14 protein-coding genes are annotated in these 19,191 nt (G+C 63.9%); 12 read left to right on the top strand and 2 right to left on the bottom strand.

What is annotated here, in order from left to right:
• Positions 1-12 precede the first annotated feature (12 nt).
• The 4 genes from AC1D1N_RS21230 to AC1D1N_RS21245 all read left to right on the top strand — a co-directional run bounded on the left by AC1D1N_RS21230 (position 13) and on the right by AC1D1N_RS21245 (position 4,963).
• Positions 13-969, top strand: a complete 957-nt coding sequence (locus tag AC1D1N_RS21230; RefSeq protein WP_436259187.1) for an ABC transporter permease — start codon at positions 13-15, stop codon at positions 967-969.
• Positions 962-1,870 carry an oligopeptide ABC transporter permease gene (gene opp4C / locus AC1D1N_RS21235; RefSeq protein WP_477350796.1) on the top strand — a complete coding sequence of 303 codons (909 nt, stop codon included), beginning with the start codon at positions 962-964 and terminating at the stop codon, positions 1,868-1,870. Before AC1D1N_RS21230 ends, opp4C begins: the two co-directional genes overlap by 8 nt.
• Positions 1,867-3,936 (top strand): ABC transporter ATP-binding protein, encoded by a 2,070-nt coding sequence (locus AC1D1N_RS21240; protein ID WP_477350798.1) that lies wholly within the window; start codon positions 1,867-1,869, stop codon positions 3,934-3,936. The genes opp4C and AC1D1N_RS21240 overlap by 4 nt, the downstream gene beginning before the upstream one ends.
• A gap of 130 nt (positions 3,937-4,066) precedes the next feature.
• Positions 4,067-4,963, top strand: a complete 897-nt coding sequence (locus tag AC1D1N_RS21245; protein WP_477350800.1) for a dihydrodipicolinate synthase family protein — start codon at positions 4,067-4,069, stop codon at positions 4,961-4,963.
• A gap of 94 nt (positions 4,964-5,057) precedes the next feature.
• On the opposite strand, the gene AC1D1N_RS21250 is transcribed toward AC1D1N_RS21245, so the two are convergent.
• Together AC1D1N_RS21250 and AC1D1N_RS21255 are read right to left on the bottom strand one after the other, a co-directional pair.
• Complete coding sequence (locus tag AC1D1N_RS21250; protein WP_477350802.1) at positions 5,058-5,480, bottom strand: cupin domain-containing protein; 423 nt, start codon at positions 5,478-5,480, stop codon at positions 5,058-5,060.
• Between the two features lie 132 nt (positions 5,481-5,612).
• Positions 5,613-6,164 carry a cytochrome c gene (locus AC1D1N_RS21255; RefSeq protein WP_477350804.1) on the bottom strand — a complete coding sequence of 184 codons (552 nt, stop codon included), beginning with the start codon at positions 6,162-6,164 and terminating at the stop codon, positions 5,613-5,615.
• Positions 6,165-6,697: 533 nt separating this feature from the next.
• Between AC1D1N_RS21255 and AC1D1N_RS21260 the strand changes: the two genes are divergently transcribed.
• The 8 genes from AC1D1N_RS21260 (at position 6,698) to AC1D1N_RS21295 (ending at position 19,139) form a co-directional block, all read left to right on the top strand.
• Positions 6,698-8,227 (top strand): DUF2778 domain-containing protein, encoded by a 1,530-nt coding sequence (locus AC1D1N_RS21260; protein WP_477350806.1) that lies wholly within the window; start codon positions 6,698-6,700, stop codon positions 8,225-8,227.
• Between the two features lie 189 nt (positions 8,228-8,416).
• On the top strand, positions 8,417-9,202 hold the full coding sequence (locus AC1D1N_RS21265) for a ThuA domain-containing protein (RefSeq protein WP_477350808.1): 786 nt from the start codon (positions 8,417-8,419) through the stop codon (positions 9,200-9,202).
• A gap of 116 nt (positions 9,203-9,318) precedes the next feature.
• Positions 9,319-10,377 (top strand): Gfo/Idh/MocA family protein, encoded by a 1,059-nt coding sequence (locus AC1D1N_RS21270; RefSeq protein ID WP_477350810.1) that lies wholly within the window; start codon positions 9,319-9,321, stop codon positions 10,375-10,377.
• Between the two features lie 118 nt (positions 10,378-10,495).
• The gene (locus AC1D1N_RS21275) at positions 10,496-10,897 is read left to right on the top strand and encodes a GFA family protein (RefSeq protein WP_477350812.1); all 402 of its coding nucleotides are present in this window, start codon (positions 10,496-10,498) and stop codon (positions 10,895-10,897) included.
• 54 nt (positions 10,898-10,951) lie between these two features.
• On the top strand, positions 10,952-11,767 hold the full coding sequence (locus AC1D1N_RS21280) for an N-formylglutamate amidohydrolase (RefSeq protein WP_477350814.1): 816 nt from the start codon (positions 10,952-10,954) through the stop codon (positions 11,765-11,767).
• On the top strand, positions 11,764-13,626 hold the full coding sequence (locus tag AC1D1N_RS21285; protein WP_477350816.1) for a flavohemoglobin expression-modulating QEGLA motif protein: 1,863 nt from the start codon (positions 11,764-11,766) through the stop codon (positions 13,624-13,626). The genes AC1D1N_RS21280 and AC1D1N_RS21285 overlap by 4 nt, the downstream gene beginning before the upstream one ends.
• A gap of 11 nt (positions 13,627-13,637) precedes the next feature.
• Entirely contained in the window at positions 13,638-14,684 is a 1,047-nt protein-coding gene (locus AC1D1N_RS21290) for a glutathione synthetase (RefSeq protein ID WP_477350818.1), read from the top strand.
• A 447-nt stretch (positions 14,685-15,131) separates the two neighbouring features.
• Positions 15,132-19,139, top strand: coding sequence for an autotransporter outer membrane beta-barrel domain-containing protein (locus AC1D1N_RS21295; protein ID WP_477350820.1), 4,008 nt, complete (start codon positions 15,132-15,134; stop codon positions 19,137-19,139).
• The last annotated feature ends 52 nt before the right edge of the window (positions 19,140-19,191 follow it).

The following is a 19,191-nucleotide window of genomic DNA, read 5'->3' on the forward strand; positions in this document are numbered from 1 at the left end:
TAGGAGAGGCCGGTGCTCAGCTATCTCCTGCGAAAACTGCTGTTCAGCATTCCGGTGCTGTTCGGCGTCACCGTGATCGTCTTTGCCATCGCGCATGCCATGCCGGGCGATGCCGTGCTGGCGATGATCACGGCGGAGGCGCCATCGAGCGAGGCGCTGATCGCCATGCGGCGCGGCGAACTCGGCCTCGACCAGCCGCTTTACGTCCAATACCTCAACTGGATCGGCCAGATCCTGCACGGCAATCTCGGCCGCTCCTTCGTCAATGGCCGCAGCGTCGGCGAGATCATAGGCGAGCGCTTGCCGATGACGCTGGAGCTGATGGGCGTGGCGCTGCTGATAGCCTTCCTCCTCGGGACCACGCTCGGCGTGATCTCGGCACTGCGGCAATACAAGCTCACGGACTATTCGCTGACGCTTGCCGGCTTTGTCGGCGTCTCCATCCCGGACTTCTTCATGGGTCTGCTGCTGGTCTATGTTTTTGCGCTGGAGCTGCGCTGGCTGCCGTCGTCGGGCATCTCGACCGCCGGCGACAGCTTCTCGTTCATTGACAATCTCAAGCACCTGATCCTGCCGGCGGCGGCGCTCGCTTTGTTCCGCGCCGCCATCTTCATGCGCTATGCCCGCGCCGGCATGCTCGAAGTGCTGAACCAGAGCTATATGCGCACCGCCAAGGCCAAGGGCTTGCGTCCCAGCACCATCACGCTGCGCCATGGCCTGCGCAATGCGCTGATCCCGCTGGTCACCGTCTTCGGCCTGGCGCTGCCCACCTTGTTCGGCGGCTCGGTGGTGATCGAGACCATTTTCCAGTGGCCGGGCATCGGCCTGATGTTCATCGATTCCGTGGTCAACCGGGATAGCCCCGTCATCATGGGCTACGTGCTGATCACCGCCATCATCGTCATGCTGGCCAACCTCGCCACCGACCTGGCCTACAGCGTGCTCGACCCCAGGGTGAGCTATGACTGACGCCACCGCCGCCGACATCTCGGTCACTGCCGGCGCCTCGCGCGGCCTGTGGGACGAGGCGGCGCGCCGCTTCCTGCAGCACCGTCTGGCGACGCTCGGGCTGATCATGCTCGCCATCATCGTGCTCGCTTGCGTTTTGGCGCCGCTGATCGCGCACTACGGGCCAAACGATATCGACCTCAGGGGCCGCAACCAGCCGCCCGGCGGCATGCATTGGCTGGGCACCGACGGCACCGGCCGCGATATCTTTGCCCGCATCCTCTATGGCGGCCGCATCTCGCTGACGGTCGGCTTCGTCGCCGTGGCGATCTCGGCGGCGATCGGCATTTTCATCGGCTGCGTCGCCGGCTATTTCGGCGGCAAGGTCGACCTGTTGCTGATGGGCCTGATCGACATGGTGCTGACCTTTCCTCGCCTGGTCATCATCATCGCTTTCGTCGCTGTCGTCGGACCGAGCATCTTCAACACCATGGTGGTGATCGGGCTGCTCAGCTGGCCGTCCATCGCCCGGCTGACGCGTGGCGAGATCCTGGCCTTGCGCAACCAGGAATTCATTCTCGCCGCACGCTCGCTCGGCACCTCGCCATCGGTCATCATTCTCGAACACATATTGCCCAATGTGCTTAGCCCGATCCTGGTCGCGATCACGCTCGACGTGGCGACCGTCATCCTGCTCGAGGCGTCACTCTCCTTCCTTGGCCTCGGCGCGCAGGCGCCGGCGGCGAGTTGGGGCAACATGCTGCGCGATGCGCGCACTTTGTCGATCCTGGAGAGCCAGCCCTGGATGTGGATCCCGCCCGGCGCCATGATCGCCATGGCCGTGCTCAGCATCAACTTCGTCGGCGATGGCCTGCGCGATGCGCTGGACCCGCAGCACATTATGGGCGGGGGCGGCAAATGATGGGCGCCGACGCACTTGCCGTTGAAAGGACCACCAAGGGGATCGGACAGCAGTACGTGCTTTCCGTGCAAGGGTTGAGCGTCGAGTTCGGTCCGCAAGGCAGCGCCGTCTACGCCGTCAACGACGTCTCCTTCGAGCTTGCCGAAGGCGAGTCGCTGGCCATTGTCGGCGAAAGCGGCTCGGGCAAATCAGTCACCGTGCAGACGCTGATGGGCCTGATCCGCAAGCCGCCGGGACGTGTCACCGCGGGACGCGCGCTGTTTCGTGGCCGCGATCTGCTGGCCATGCCCGACAGTGAGTTGCGCCAGATCCGCGGCCGCGACATCGCCATGATCTTCCAGGACCCGATGTCGTCGCTGAACCCGGTGCTGACCATCGGCCTGCAGCTCACCGAGGCGTTGCGCGAGCATCAGGGATTGAGCGAGGCCGAGGCCGAACGCCAGGCGCTCGACATGCTGGATCTCGTCGGCATCGCCAACGGGCCGCAGCGCATGCGCGCCTTTCCGCACCAGTTCTCCGGCGGCCAGCTGCAGCGCATCGGCATCGCCATGGCGCTGGTCTGCAAGCCGTCGATCCTGATCGCCGACGAGCCGACGACGGCGCTCGACGTCACCATCCAGGCCCAGATCGTCGAGCTGGTCGCCCGCCTGCAAAAACAGCTCGGCATGGCGATCATCTGGATCAGCCATGATCTCAGCCTGGTCGCCGGCTTCGTCGACCGCGTCGCCGTGATGTATGCCGGCTCGATCGTCGAATGCGCTGACGTCGATGACCTCTTTTCGGCAACGACGCACCCCTACACGATCGGCCTGTTGAACTCGATCCCGTCGCTGACGGCTGAGAACACCAGGCTGGTGCCGATCAAGGGCGCCCCGCCCAATGTCACGCTGCCGCCGACCTTCTGCGCCTTCGCGCCGCGCTGCGACTATGCCGAGGCGCGCTGCCGTGAGGCGAAGCCGCCGCTGGAAGCGGTTGGCGCCGGCCACGCCACGGCCTGCTGGCGCTGGCGCGAGGTCGACCATTTGCCACGATCGCCCGCCGCCGCTCAAAGCGTGAAACCGGCTGGTGCGGCCGGGCAGGAGGCGCTGCTCACCGTTACCGATCTCAAGGTGCATTTCCCCATCCGGCGCGGCGTTTTGCGGCGGCAGGTCGGCGCGGTGCATGCCGTCGACGGCGTCAGCTTCGAAGTGCTGCGCGGTGAGACACTGGCGCTGGTCGGCGAGAGCGGTTGCGGCAAGTCAACGACAGGCCGTGCCGTGCTCGGTCTCGAGCGGCCAAGCGCCGGCAGCATCGTGTTCGAGGGCAGGGACTATGCCGGTGCGACGGGCGAAGAGCTGAAGCAGCGCCGCCGCGACATGCAGATGGTGTTTCAGAACCCGTTCGGTTCGCTCAATCCGCGCATGACCGTCGGCCGCATCATCGGTGAGGGCCTGCGTGCGCAGAAGATCGGCACCCGCGCCTCGCGCGATGCAAGGGTCAGCGAGTTGCTGGCGCTGGTCGGTTTGAGGGAAGCGCTGCGCAACCGCTACCCCTTCGAGCTCTCCGGCGGCCAGCGCCAGCGCGTGGGCATTGCTCGCGCGATTGCCACCAATCCGAAATTCATCATTGCCGACGAGCCGATCTCGGCGCTCGACGTCTCGATCCAGGCGCAGATCGTCAACCTGCTTGACGACCTGAAGGTGCGCCTCGGCCTGACCTATCTGTTTGTCGGCCACGATCTGTCCATGATCCGCTATCTCAGCGACCGCGTCGCGGTGATGTATCTCGGCCGCATCGTCGAGATTGGCACCACGGCTTCGGTGTTCGGCAGCCCGCTGCACCCCTATACGCGCGCGCTGCTGTCGGCGATTCCGGTGCCCGACCCGAAGGCCGGCGGCACGCGCCGGCGCATCGTGCTCGGCGGCGGCGTGCCCGATCCGTCGAAGCCACCGTCCGGTTGCCATTTCCATCCGCGCTGCCCGAAGGCAACCGACATCTGCGGCAAGGTGGATCCGCAACCGCGCGATTTCGGATCGACTACCACAGGGCGGCATCTGGTCGCCTGCCACCATGCCGGGGAGGCCTAGCCAATGCCTCCGAACCCAAGTCGGCGGTCGAAAAGATCATGCTGAAACAACGCCATAGAGCCGGAACCGGAATCAGTGGTTCAGGCGCCGATCTCCCCGAGACAATCCTGACAGCACCGAGGGCTTAGCAATGACCAGAGAATTGGCGGGCATGTATGCCGCCTTGATGACCGGCCTCAGCGACGCCGGCGAGTTCGACCCCGAGCGCCAGCGCAACATTAACGATTACGTGCTGCGCCAGGGCCTGGCCGGCCTCTATGTCGGCGGCTCAAGCGGCGAGTCCGGCCTGCTGACGGTGGACGAATTGTTGGCGCAGCAGGAAGTGGTCTTTACAGGCGCCGCGGGGTCGGACGTTAATCTGATCGCCCATGTCGGCATGCCGAACCTTCGTGATTCCATCCGCCTGGCGCGGCACGCGAAAAAGCTCGGCTATCACGCGCTGTCGGCGCTGCCGCCGCATTCCTATCCGTTCTCCGACGAGGAGGTGTACGGCTATTACCAGGCGCTGGCGGCGGCGACCGACCTGCCGCTGATCGTCTACGAGATCCCGTTGCGCACTGGCCGTCCCTTGCCGCTGGCACTGCTGGTCAGGCTGCTCGACCTCGGTAATGTCGTCGGCATCAAATACACCTCCACCGACCTGTTCAAATATTCGCAGCTGCGCAAGCGGCAGCCGCAAAAGCTGTTCTTCTACGGCTTCGACGAGATCTACGCCGCCGCCGGCATGCTCGGCACCGAAGGCGGCATCGGCACCACCTACAATCTGCTTGGACGGCTCTATGTGGCGGTTGATCAGGCGGTCCGTGCCGGCGATCTGGCGCGGGCGAAAACCCTGCAGATGGTGTCGCAGGATTTCGTCGAAGCGCTGCTCGAAACCGGCGTGCTGCCGGGCATGAAAGCGGCCTTCCGCGTCATCGGTGTCGATTGCGGCCCGACCCGCGCGCCGATGGCGCCGGCCGTCGCGGACGCTGAGGATCGTATGCGCGCCGTTCTCGCCCGCCCGGCGATCAAGGCCTGGCTGGCGTGAGATGGCCCCGCTGACGACGGAACGCGATCGCCTCGTCTGGCCCGGCCGGACTCGCGACGGCGTGCAACCGCCCGTCCGGCCGGAATCCCATCTGCTATGCAGGTATCAATACGGCGATGCGATGCACGCCGACCTCCTTGCTTGTATTCGTCGCTTCGTCGGTCTTGCCCTTGGCGCACGTATACATGTCGCCCACCTTGAGCTTGAATTCCTTGTCGGCTTTCTTGATCGTGAATGCACCTGAGGTAATGGTGCACACCATGTCGTTGTCCATCATCATTGCCGGAGCGTGTGCCCCGGGCTGAAACACGACGTCGACGATTGAAATGCTCTTGTAGGCAGGAATGTCGGAGTTTCCTGTGCCGACCTCAACGACTCTGACACCTGGGGCAATCTCCTTGCCCTCCTTCGGGCCATATTTCTTGGTCTTCGCAGACGCTGCCAGGGTGAACAGAGGCGTTACCGCAGCGGTCGCCAGACCGAGGGCAATTGCAGACCTGCGATTCATGGTTTTCATCGCATCCTCCCGAGGCTCGTCATGCATGGATACGCACGACCGGGATATATTAGCACAAACGAATTTACTTGTATGCAAAGCGGCTGTGGCGCAGACCCGCAAAAGGGGGTCGCTCCGCCGGGCAAGGTTGTCTCACTGGACCTTTTGCCGGAACTTCGAATGACAGTTCGAGCAATCCTGCAGGATGAGATGCAGGATATGTTCCGCCGGCAGTTTGGCCGGATCGGCTTCCGCCGGGATCGCGCGTTTGCCGAGCAGGCTGCCGCCGCCCATTGCCAGACCGGTGCCCATGCGCATGTCGTCGGTGATGCTTTCAGGCGCGTGCTCGGCCTTGGCGGCCAGCGCGTCGGCCAGCGTCCCGATGTGATTTGCCAGCGCCTCGAATTCCGCACGCGCCGGATCGATCTCCAGCCTGGCCTGCGAAGGTGGCCCCAGCGAGGCGCTCGGAAACTCGGCAATCAGGGCAGGGCCGGTGCGTGCGCGAAGGGTTTGCGCCGCCGCCTTGAACGTCGCGGCGTCGTAGGCTTGTCTGTCGTCGAACATGCCGGCGATGGTTTTCGCCGCCGCCGCCATCTCCTTCATCGACGCCTGCCGTGCCGTCACGATCGATCCATCGCCGGCAGAGGCGGCCATCGTGAGGGCGCAGACGAGCCACAGCAGCGCCGCTTTCACAGTCCATCTCACGGCGCAATGTCCTCGCCGCCCCATCCAGCCGTGATAAGCCAGCCGCAGCAGGGGTTCGACTTCAGGTCGGATTCTTCTGTCGTGGTGCCGATACTCATCGGTAAATATCCGTGGTCGGAGGCCTCTGTCTCTGAGGCGGATAGACCTTCCAGCCACCGGAAGGTCAACTGCTTGAAACAGCCGATCGGCGGGCAATCAGCCCGGGCTTGCAGCGACCTGACGCAGCGTTTCCTTGACTTGGATCGCAAAAACGGGCAGCAAAGCACAGGTGAGGGAGAGCATTTCTACCGTGGCGCAGACCATGGAGGCTCTTTTTTCGTATCGACCGCCGCACAATGTGCGACCGGTGGAGGGATTGGTTAACCAACTTTGTCCATCTTTTGATTCAATCGGCAACAGACGCGAAAGGTGCAGGGGGCACCAGCGAACTGTGGATGTCACGGATGCGAGGGTCGCAAGCCTGCATGCCGATTGAGAGTGGTTGTATGGCGTTTTTGCGTTTGAAAGACCGGGGCGACAATCCTGAACGGGATTTGACTTCGAAGAGATCCGGCCAGCGCTGGGTGGTGGTGCCGGTTATCGGCGCGGCCCTTGCGCTGTGGTCGGTGGCGACCATGGCCGGCCTCTATTCGCTGGGAACCTCGCTCACCGCCGCTTCCAACACCTTGCCGCAAAGCCTGCTTCTGCCAAACGCCGCGCTGGCCGATTCGCGTCGCAGCCTTGCCAATTCGTGGGCGCCGCGGCTTTCGGCACAAAAGTTACAGGCCTCGCTGCTCAGCCAGTGCGACACTGGATGCAGGCGCACCGCCGCCAGCTTCGCGCATGACGGCAAGACAGCGCGGCTGCACCTCGCCGCGCACGAAGCAGCGCCGGCCGCCACGATGAGTGCAAACACCGGCGCCGCGCCAAACACCAGCATCGCACTTGTCACCCCGCGCGATGCGCGCTTCGACGGCGTGGTGGCCAAGGCAAAGCTGTCGCCGCAAAAGCTGGCTGCCGCCTTCGCCAAGGCCTCGAATGCGCCCTTCATGCTTGCCAGCCTTCCAGCCGCTGCCCGTTTCGCTGAAGTCCGGATGCCCGACCAGCATGGCCCGGCCTCGGAGCGCTTTGGGCCGGAAGTGGCTGAGATCGAACGCTCGTCGCGCCTGGCGCTGGCGCTCGCGAACAGCTTGCCGGAAGGCGCTGATATGCTGGCGCCGCCGCCGGCCGTCGCAGCAATCGCCGACGCACAGGATCCTGAGCAGGCCGAGGTTCAGGTCGCCTCGTTGCCGCCGCAGGATGATTTGCCCGACAACATTGCACTGCCGGGTCGGCGGCCGCGCACCGAAACCGCTCAGCCTGCCGAGGCGCCCAGCAAACCCAAGGCGCAAGCGGCCAAGCCTCGGGCGGCCAAGCCACAGACCGACAGGGCGGCCGAGACCGCGGCACCCCAGTCGCCTGGCTTTGTGTCGCCGCGCTCGCCGCGCAATTCCCAGGACGTCGCCGCACTGCCGGGCGTGCCAGGCAGCGAGACCATTCGCACCAAGCCGGGCAAGCGGATAAAGGCGCCGGCCGGCGAGATGCTGGCCTATGCCAAGCCCGACCTCCCGGCTGGGGGTGTCGGCCGGGCCTTCAAGGATCTGTTCGCGACCCCCAACATGGGCAACGGCGTCGCCATCTATGATATCTCGGCCAAGACCGTCTACATGCCGGACGGCTCGCGGCTCGAGGCGCATTCGGGAATTGGCTCGATGGCCGACCAACCGCGCTATGCCAACCGCAAGAATGTCGGCCCGACACCGCCCGGCACCTATGACTTGAAGCTGCGCGAATCGCGCTTCTACGGTGTCGAGGCGATACGTCTCACCCCAACCAGCGGCAGCAACCAATATGGCCGCGACGGCCTGCTCGCCCACTCCTACCTGCTGCGCGGCGGCCGTGCGGAATCCCATGGCTGCGTGGCCTTCAAGGACTATGCGCGCTTCCTGGCCGCCTACAAGAAGGGCAAGATCAAGCGCCTCGTCGTGGTGCCGCGCATGTCGAAAGCGCTGAAGCAAGTCGCCTCGAATGGCAGCCGCGCCTGAATCGGTTTAGCAGGATGAGCCTCTATCATCCTGTTTAAAATGGTATTTTCCGCACGACCACTCCGAGATCGATGATCTCGACGTTCCCCGCAATTGTCAGCAGCCGGCATTGAAAGCGTTTTCAATTCCGTCTGGGGATACTATGAGTGGACTGCGGCGGCTCCAGCTTCAAACAATCAAGAGGACATCATGACAATACGCGCTGTCGTTTGGGGCGAGAATATCCATGAGCGGACCAATGAAGTGGTCGCCGCCCTCTATCCCGAGGGCATGCACACGACCATCGCCAAGGCGCTGAACACCGACAAGGCGATCTCCGCCTCGACCGCCACACTCGAACAGCCCGAGCATGGCCTGTCGGCCGATCGTCTGGCCGAGACCGACGTGCTGGTCTGGTGGGGGCACAAGGACCATGGCGCCGTTGCCGACGAAGTCGTCGAGCGCGTCGCCCGCCGGGTCTTTGAAGGCATGGGGCTGATCGTTCTGCACTCCGGCCATTTCTCGAAAATCTTCAAGCGGCTGATGGGCACGCCCTGCACGCTGAAATGGCGCGAGGCAGGCGAGCGCGAGCGGCTCTGGGTCACCAGCCCCAGCCATCCGATCGCCGAAGACGTCGGTGAGTTTTTCGAGCTCGAAAATGAAGAGATGTATGGCGAGCAGTTCGCTGTACCGGAGCCGCTGGAGACGGTCTTCATCTCCTGGTTCCAGGGCGGCGAGGTGTTCCGCTCCGGGCTGACCTACCGCCGCGGCGCGGGCAATGTCTTCTACTTCCGTCCGGGCCACGAGACTTACCCGACCTATCACGACGCCAATGTGCACAAGGTGCTGCGCAACGCGGTGAAGTGGGCGCACAACCCGCAAGGCACGAAATCGGCGATCCTCGATGCGCCGAATGTGCCGGTCGGCAAGGCGCTGGAGCCGATCGTCGAGCGCGGCGGCAAGCTGCACGCCTCGGGCGAGGCGGGTTTCCGCTAAAACAACCCCAGGAAAAGGCGCAGCGGCTTTCCGTCTGGAGTTGCGTATGAACAACGCTTGGACCACATTTGGCTCACTTCATTGAATCGAACCAATTTCGCTCGGAGTTTAAAAAAATGCGGCTTTTGATACTCGGTACCGGCTGGATGGCGCAGGAGCATGCCCGCCGCTTTGGCGCCATCGACGGCGTCGAGATCGTCGGCGCTGTCGATGTCGATGAAAAGCGCGCCGGCGAATTCGCCGACGGCTTCAAGATCCCGAAGCGCTTCACCTCGCTGGAGGCAGCGCTCGACTGGGGCGGCTTTGATGCGGTGGCCAACGTCACGCCGGACCGTATCCACCATCCGACGACCATGGCGCTGATTGCGGCCGGCAAGCCGGTGCTGTGCGAAAAGCCGCTGGCCGAAAACTTCGGCAAGGCGAGCGAGATGGCTGACGCGGCGCAAGCCGCTGGCATCGTCAACATGGTCAACCTCACTTATCGCAACGTTGCTCCCTTGCAAAAGGCGCGGCAGATGGTGCTGGCCGGCGAGATCGGCACCGTCCGCCACGTCGAGGCCTCCTATCTGCAGAGCTGGCTGGTGTCGAAATTCTGGGGCGACTGGCGCACCGATCCGAAATGGCTGTGGCGGCTGTCGCGCAGCCACGGTTCCAATGGCGTGCTCGGCGATGTCGGCATACATATCCTCGACTTCGCCAGCTATGGCGCCGCACTCGACATCGACCACGTGTTCTGCCGGCTGCGCGCCTTCGACAAGGCGCCGGGCAACCGCATTGGCGAATACGACCTCGACGCCAATGACAGTTTTGCCATGACACTGGATTTTTCCAATGGCGCCTTCGGCGTGGTGCATGCCAGCCGCTGGGCGACCGGCCACATGAACGAATTGCGCCTGCGCATCTATGGCGACAAGGGCGGCGTCGAGGTCGTGCATAATCTTGAGGGCTCGGAGCTGAAGGCGTGCATTGGCGAGGATATCGAGACAGCCAAATGGCAGGTGATCGACGCCGGCACTGTGCCGACGAACTACCAGCGCTTTGTCGATGCCGTCAGAAGCGGTGTGCAGGCCGAGCCTTCGTTCCACCACGCCGCCGAACTGCAAAAGGTACTGGACCTGGCTGTCGTGTCGGACGAGAAGCGTGCGGAGTTGAGAGCCAGCGCCGACACGCAGTAACGTGTCTCAGCAGCATGATCCCGAAAAGTGGAATCCGGTTTTCGGAGAAGATCATGCTCAAGAAGATGGAGCCCCATCCCGATCCATCGGGATGGAACAGGCTCGGGAGGACGAAACCATGGTCACGCGCCGCGCGCAATGTCTCTGCGGCCAGCTGTCAGCAACCTGTACGGGCGAGCCGGTGCGCATCTCGGTCTGCCATTGCCTGGACTGCAAGCGCCGCACCGGCAGCGCCTTCACCTACAATGTCCGGTTTGCGGAAGGCGATGTATCGATCGAGGGACGGGCGAAGCAGTTCACCCGCATCGGCGACGAGGGTGGCCGCATCATCTACAATTTCTGTCCGGAGTGCGGCGCCAGCGTCCACTACCGGATCGATACTCAACCCGGGGTGATCGCCATTCCCGTCGGCGCCTTCGCCGACCCGTCCTTCCCGCCGCCCTTCCAGTCCTTCTACCACGACAGCCGGCGCTGCGACTGGGTGGAGATCAAAGCCGAGCCGCTGGCGACGTTCGACTGAAGGCCGCTTTCGACACGAAGCGGAACCGTCCGCACGCTCCGCGCATTTCGGAGCATGGACAAGACGATTTCCAACACCGATCGGGGCGGGTCGGGCTGGACGATCAAGCTCGGAGACGGTCCTGTCGTCGGTACAGCCATCCACAGCGGCACCGACGTCGGCAGTGCTTGCCGAGGGCTTATGTGCCTTTCTGATCCAGACCGGCTTCGAGAGGAAGATCCGTTCACTGAGCGCTTCATCGCCGATTTCCCGACCCGGATCATCGTTCATCGGTCGCGCTTCCAGGTCGATCTGAACCGCGCGCGCGACGCTGCCGTCTACTTGTCGCCGGACCAGTCCTGGGGGCTCAAAGTCTGGCGGGAGTTGCCGGCCGAGGCCATCGTGGAGGAGTCTCTGTCCTTTCACGACGCCTTCTACAGTGAGCTGAAGCGTGTCCTCGCCGATATCGAGAAGCGCTATGGCCGGTTCGTTCTCGTCGACGTCCACAGCTACAATCACCGCCGCGATGGGCCGCATTCTGTGCCGACATCTCGCGACGCAGCTCCCGACATCAACATCGGGACGTCTTCCATGGACCGCGAGCGCTGGGCGCCTATCGTCGACGCGTTCACCGAGACGCTTCGCGGCCACCAGCTCAACGGCGAGCCGATCGACGTGCGCGAAAACGTGTCCTTCCAGGGCAAGGGCGAACAGACGCGTTTCGTCCACACCAATTTTCCGGAAACCGGCTGCGCCATCGCGGTAGAGTTCAAGAAAATCTTCATGGACGAATGGAGCGGCGAACCCAACTGGGGAGCAATCGATCAGCTGCGCGCCGCTCTGGCGTCGACGGTGCCCGTCCTTGCTGAGGCGCTGCGGGCCATGCGATGAAGCCCAAGCTTGTCGAGCCCACATCTCCACCGATGCAAATCGAAGCGGACCTTGACGCGCTTTTCCGCGACGGCAAGCCGATCCGCCGCGAGTTCGGCAACGGCAACCGTTTGCACATTGATCGGCCGCTGCCCTTTCTGTGTGTCCATGTCGGGTCGCACCAGGATGCCGCATTCCATGCCGTCTCCGCCAACGCCTCCTATCTGATCGCCGCCGACATCGAGCTCGCCGGCGAGGTCGCGTGGCTGGTGGCGGGCCGGCTACACAATCACTGCGGCGCATTCCTCTTGCTGGACATCGGCGAGTTGGCCGAAGACCGGTTCCTGACCGAGGATGTTCCATTCCTGCCGCCTTTCGAGATTGCGCTGGCCTGCGGCAGCACGGCGCCGGAGAAGGCGGCGCGCAAGCGCTTCGCTGATGCTGCATCCGCGCGTGAAGCCAAATACCGCACGCCCCGCGTCGACGAGCTCAGTCCCACCACACGTGCCGAAGCACGGCTCTGGGACGATCCCGGTGATGTGGCGTGCCTGACGGTGCGCTTCGCACCGATCTACAGGGTGCCCGGCACCAAGCGCGTCTACCCCGAACTCCACGATCTCGTCGTCGCCAACATGGTCGATTCCGCGCTTCAGGCCGTCAGTGCCTTCCTGAAGGCATCGAGCCTGGAACAACCGGCGACCCATCGTTCCCTCGGTCGCCGCGCCTATATCGACGCTGTCGCGCGCGCCGACCGTGCGATCGACAATGTCGCGTCGACCTTCGATTTTCTGCTGGCCGTCACACCGATCAATGCCGAACCCGCCTGGCGGGAATTCCAGGCGGGCGCTTTCGAGCGTGTGCCCGCACTGCTTTACCGGCCGCTCGAGCTTGAGGTCGCCGACCAGAAGCGGAGGCTCTATTCGATCTCGCTCGATCATCTGGAAGATACGCTCCTGACCAGGCTGCTCTCCGAAAAGCAGCAGGAGCTCGATCTCCAGCTGTCGATGCTCGCGGCACGCGAGACGCCGCGGTTCGTCGAACTCGGGCGAGCCCTCTATGGCAGCGTCGAGCCGAGCCTGGCGGCGAGGGCGCGCGCTATTCTCGAAAAGCTGCCGCGCGTTGCCTCGGCCGCCCGGCAGAAGGGCCTCGATGCCGACGCCGTTGCCGCCGCCGCGCGCGACATGATCGCCGGATACCGCGCCGCCTATCCCGATTTCGAGGCTTCGGTGGAGATCCGCGGCGACCTGCCGGCCGGCCTGCTGGTCTCGCGAAACCGGTTGCTGGTCTCGCGCGATACCAATGTTCCCCCGGAGCGTCTGACGGCGCTGCTCAGTCACGAGATCGGTGTTCATCTGCTGACCTATTTCAATGGCGCCGCGCAGGGGCTCGCCATCTTCTGCAGCGGGCTCGCCGGTTATGAGGGCATGCAGGAGGGACTGGCCGTGCTGGCGGAGTATCTGGTCGGCGGCATGACCGCGGCGCGTCTGCGGCTGATCGCGGCGAGAGTGATCGCCTGTCAGGCGATGCTCGAGGGGGCAACATTCGAGGAAGCCTTCCGCAGTCTGCGCAGGGATCTCGATGATCGCGAGGCCTTCAACGTCGTTCTGCGCGTCTATCGAGGCGGCGGTCTTGCAAAGGACGCCATCTATTTGCGCGGCCTGTTGCAGATCCTCGATCACTTGAGGAATGGCGGCAGCCTAACGCCGTTCTGGATCGGCAAGATCGCCGCTGCGCATTTCGGCGCGATCCAGGAACTTAACGCACGCGGTCTGCTACGAGCGCCGCGCCTCGAACCTGCGTTCCTCTCTTCCGACGCGGCGCGGCCGCGCCTCAGGAAAGCGATGGCGGGAATCGATCCGATCGATATGGTTGAAAGCTGAGGGGCTCCACAATGCGCATTGCGTTCTTCGTCAATTCCATTGGAACCGAGACGCCGGGCTACACGACGACGGCGTTGGCGCTGGCTGCCGTCCAGCGCGGTCATTCCGTCGTCTATGTCGAGCCGGGCGATTTCATCCTGCGCCCTAATGATGATCTGGCCGTCAGCGTGACGGCTCTGCCCGATGCTGCCTACAAGACATCAGGCAAGCTTCATGCTGCCCTGCAGGCTGCCGCGAAGCAGAAGAAGACCGTCGCCATGAGCGACATCGACATATTGTTTCTGCGTAACGACCCGTCGCTGGATGGCGCCGGTCGGCCATGGGCGGCCCATGCCGGCATCATGTTCGGTCGGCTCGCAGCCGAACGCGGCACCATCGTCGTCAACGATCCGGGCGGTCTGGCGCAGGCACAGAGCAAGCTCTATTTGCAGTCTTTCCCCGAGGCGGTCAGGCCGGCGAGCCTGATATCGCGCAGCATCGCCGAGATCCGCGCATTTATCGACAAACAGCCGAAGGGCTGTATCGTCAAACCGCTGCAAGGCTCGGGCGGCAAGAACGTGTTCCATATTGCCAAGCCCACCGATTCTAACCTCAACCAGATTTTCGAGGCGGCCAGCGGTGACGGCTATCTCATCGCGCAGGTCTATCTTCCGGAAGCCAAGGCCGGCGATGTGCGCCTGTTTCTGATGAACGGCCTGCCGCTGGTGCGCGACGGCAAATACGCAGCCTTCCGCCGCGTTCCGGCCAAGGGCGACGTTCGCTCCAACATCCATGCCGCCGGCACCGCCCGCAAGGTCAAGGTAACGGCCAAGATGCTGGGCATCGCCGAAATGGTGCGCCCCAAACTGATCGGCGACGGCATGTTCCTGGTCGGGCTCGACATCGTCGGCGACAAACTTCTGGAGATCAACGTCTTCACGCCGGGCGGGCTGACCCGACTGGCCGACATGTACGCGACGGATTTTGCCGCAAGCGTCATCGCTGCGCTGGAAGAGAAGCAGACGCTGCGGCAAGCCTATGGAAAGACCATGACAAATTCGCGGCTGGCGACGCTGTGAGGAGCGCTGGCAAGACGCGATCTGACCCCGAAGCACAGGTGAAGTCGCGCATAACTGCTTTGCGCCTGATGCCGGACGTTGAAATCAGCTTTGCCCCCTTCTGAGAGCAGACATTGCCGGCGACAACGCTGGAGGCCGCGGTTGCGCCAAGTGCTTCTGAGGCGGACACGAGCGACGGGATGGCGTGGCGCGATGGTACAATTCCGGGTCAGTTCCGACTATGGCGGCATATTTTCGGAATTCGGCAAGGCTCCTTCTTTAATAAGTGGAAGCTAATCTAGTGAAGTTACTGTCGTGCAAACGTCACAGACTTGCTTTTCCTTGCTAACGTTAGCGTTTTGGTAGTCCTCCAGACTATAGGTGTATTGCGGGGCACGGTTTCGCGTCGTAGAAAACTCAGAAAGCTGAGTCGGGGGCAGGGGCCTCGGTATTAAAGGGGCCATATCGATGTTTGCCACGCATATTCGTTCGGACCGCAAGCCGGCCGCATCGCTCCGCTCCAGCGCTTCTGCCCTTACGCTAACTGTCGCCCTTGCGCTGAGCGCCGCGCCCGCTTGGGCCGATGGCGGCAATGGCAGCAGCGCGGGTGCCGGACAAGGTGGCGTGGACGGCGCGCCCGCAAGTGCCACGGGTCAGAATGCCGCCAATGGCGCGACAGCCGGTGGCGGCGGTGGCGGCGTTGACCTCACGACGGGCAACGGTGCCGCAGGAGGTTCGGGAGGGACAGCGTCGACATTCGGCTCCCCTAACGGCGTTCCCGGTGCGACCGGTGCTGCGGGCCAGGTCATTTCCACGAGCGGGACTATCTCGAGCAGCGTCAGCGGTGGGACTGGCGCTGCGGGCTCCAATGGCGTTAACGGCACGGTCAGGGGCGGCGGTGGCGGCGGTGGCGGTGTCGGCGTCAGTGCCACGGCGGACACTGTCGTAACTGGCAGCGGATCGGTGGCAGGTGGCACCGGCGGCGTTGCGGGTACCAACTCCGCTGGTGGTGGTGGAGGTGGTGGCGTCGGAGTGTTTTCGTCAACCAATGTCACCGTTGAGGCCGGCGGTAGCGTCATGGGCGGCACAGGTGGCCGCGGTGTCAGTGTTTCCGGGGGTGGCGGGGGCGCAGCTGCCATCGTCCTGACCGGCGGCGGGACAGTCCAGAACAGCGGAAATCTGCTGGGGGGAACTGGCGGAAGAACCATCGCGGCCGGCGGTGGCGACGGCGGAGCCGGTGTTCTGCTGCTGTCGGGCGGAACCATCATCAATGCGTCAGGGGCGACGATTGTTGGCGGGACTGGCGGTCTGGCCGGCTCGAGCGGCATTGCCGGCGATGGCGGCGCGGGAATCAAGGGCGCCAACATCGCCGTCATCAATGCGGGCACGATCAGCGGCGGCGCCGTCGGTGCAGGTGGTGGAACGCCGACAGCCGGCAAAGCCATCGAGTTCACCGGCGGAGTCAATTCGCTGGAGATTCAGGCCGGCTCGACCATCACGGGCAATGTGGTTGCTTTCAGCGCTGCCGATACTTTCAAGCTGGGTGGCGATACCAGCGCCAGTTTCGATGTGTCCCAGATCGGCGCTGGCGCCAAATATGACGGGTTCGGGTTTTACGAGAAGACAGGGAACAGCACCTGGACGCTGACAGGGACGACGACCGCCATCACGCCCTGGACATTGTCCGGCGGTATTCTGCAGATATCGAGCGACAACAATTTGGGCGCCGCTACGGGCGGATTGACCTTCAACGGCGGTACACTGCAGAATACAGCTGCGTTCGCCAGTGCCCGCAATATCGTCTTGGGCGATGACGGCGGCACGTTTCTGACCGATGCGAATCTTGCACTGTCAGGAAACATCACCGGCGACGGGCTCCTCAACAAGGATGGCGCCGGCACGCTGACGCTTTCAGGCAACAACAGCTACACGGCCGGGACGCGCATCCTGGCCGGAACACTGGAGACCGTGGGCGGCAGCGCGATCGGTGATCAATCGTCCGTGTTCGTTCTCGGCGGCACGTTGCGGATTCTGGATGGCGAAACAGTCGCCACCCTGTCGTCGGGGCTGGGCGTGTCCGGGGTTGTCGATCTCGCCGGCGGCGATTTGAAAACCAGCGCGAATTTCGCCAACGTGACCGCTTCCTTCTACGGCAACATCACCGGTGCTGGGGGCTTCATCAAGGATGGCGCCTACGGCCAGGTTTTGGCTGGCGACAGCACCTATGCTGGAACAACGCAGATCCTGGATGGTACGCTTTATGCCGTGGGTGCGGGGCGCAACTCGATCTCCGATGTCTCAGCGGTGACAATTGCCGCTGGCGCCACGCTGTCGCTCGTCCAGCCATCTCCTGCTTTCGCTGGCGAGGAAAGCGACGACGAAACGATCGGCTCGCTGTCGGGCGTCGGCAATGTGAATCTCGGCGACAAGACTCTGACGCTTGGCGGCGACAACAGCAGTACGACTTTTTCCGGCGTGATCTCTGGCGGCGGTTCTCTCGCCAAGGCCGGCACTGGCACATTCACCCTTACAGGCGCCAATACTTATTCGGGCGGCACGACGATCACCGCCGGCACGCTGGTCGGCAATGCGGCTTCGATCCGTGGCAAACTCAGCAATGCCGCAACGGTCATCTTCGATCAAGCAAGCGATGCCAGCTTCGCCGGCGCCATTGAGGGCTACAACGGCGCCGATGGCGCAATGATCAAACAGGGTGCGGGTGAACTCACCCTTACCGGCACGTCCTCGCTCGACTGGACGATCGATCAGGGTGGTCTCGTCTCGGCGGCCGAGCGCTTCGGCGGCGACGTCTCGATCGGCGCGGGAGCTTCCTTCACCTTCGACCAGGCTGCCAATGCCAGCTATGTCGGCGTGCTCTCGGGCGCCGGCACTTTCGTCAAGGACGGCCAGGGCGTTCTGGTGCTCGCCTCGGACAACTCGACATTCACCGGTGCCACCTCCGTCAGTGCCGGCACGCTTGCCGCGGGCGCGGCGAACGCGTTCAGTCCCTCCTCGCAGTTCTCCGTCGCCTCGGACGCCACGGTCGATCTTGCCGGCACGTCCCAGACGATTGCGGGGCTGAGCAACGCCGGAACGGTGCGCATCGCCGGTGGCGGCCTCGGCAACACGCTGACCATCAGCGGCGACTATGTCGGCAATGGCGGCGCCGTCGTTCTCAACACTGCGCTCGGTGGTGACGGTTCGGCGACCGACATGCTGGTGATCTCGGGCAACACATCAGGGACGGGCACGCTCCAGGTTGCCAATTTCGGCGGTTCAGGGGGCCAAACGGTCGGAGGCATCAAGATCGTCGACGTCGGCGGCGTCTCGAACGGCAGCTTCTCGCTCAACGGCAATTATATCTTCGAAGGCGATGCGGCGGTCGTCGCGGGCGCCTATGCCTATAGGCTCTACCAAGGCGGCGTGAGCACGCCCGGCGATGGAGACTGGTACCTGCGCTCCGAACTCGACAAGAGCCTGCTCTTTCAGGCCGGCGCACCTGTGTACGAGGCCTATGCGGGCGTGTTGCAGAGCTTCAACCAGCTGGGCACGCTGCAGCAGCGGCTCGGCAACCGCTCGTGGACCGTAGAAGCGCAAGGCGCCGACGGGATCTCCGACGATGTGAAGGCCGAGGCCGGTATCGGGCTGTGGGGCAGGATCGAAGGCACCAGCGGCTCCTACGATCCGGAAAGCTCCACCACCGCAACGACTTACGATACCTCGACCTGGAGGCTCCAGACCGGCGCCGACATGCTTGTCTCCGATAGCGCGGCCGGTCAGCTCATCGGCGGCGTCGCCTTCCAGTATGGCACGGTGTCCGCCGACGTCTCGTCGGTGTTCGGCAGTGGGTCGATCGATACGACCGGCTACGGCGTTTCCGGCTCGTTGACCTGGTACGGCGCCGAGGGGTTCTACCTCGACGGCCAGGCGCAGGTGGTCTGGTACGACAGCAATCTCGACTCGGCGACCGCCGGACAGCGGCTCGTCGACGGCAACAATGGCGTCGGCTACGCGCTCGGTGTCGAAGCGGGCAAGCGCATCATGCTCGACCCGAGCTGGTCGCTGACACCGCAAGCGCAGCTTGCCTGGTCGTCCGTCGATTTCGATGCCTTCACCGATGCCTTCGGCGCGAGAGTTACTCCCGGCACCAACGACAGCCTGCTCGGCCGCCTCGGCCTTTCGCTCGACCACCAGACGCAATGGCAGGACCGCACGGGCAGCGCCGGCCACACGAACCTCTACGGCATCGCCAATCTTTATTACGATTCTGGGGATGGCTCGTCGGTCGACCTGGCCGGCACCAACCTCTCAAGCCGGGACGAGCAGGTCTGGGGCGGTCTCGGCGTCGGCGGTACGATCAATTGGGCCGACGACAAGTTCTCGGTCTTTGGCGAAGCTCTCGCCCGGACAGGCCTGAAAGACTTCGGTGACAGTTATGCACTGACCGGCTCGCTCGGCTTCCGAGCCAAATGGTGAGCGTTGCCCAATGCGGCCGCACTTGTAAGCCGCTGATCTTCTGCGCGAAAGT

The sequence above is a fragment of the Mesorhizobium sp. P2_B5 genome (genome assembly GCF_056404775.1).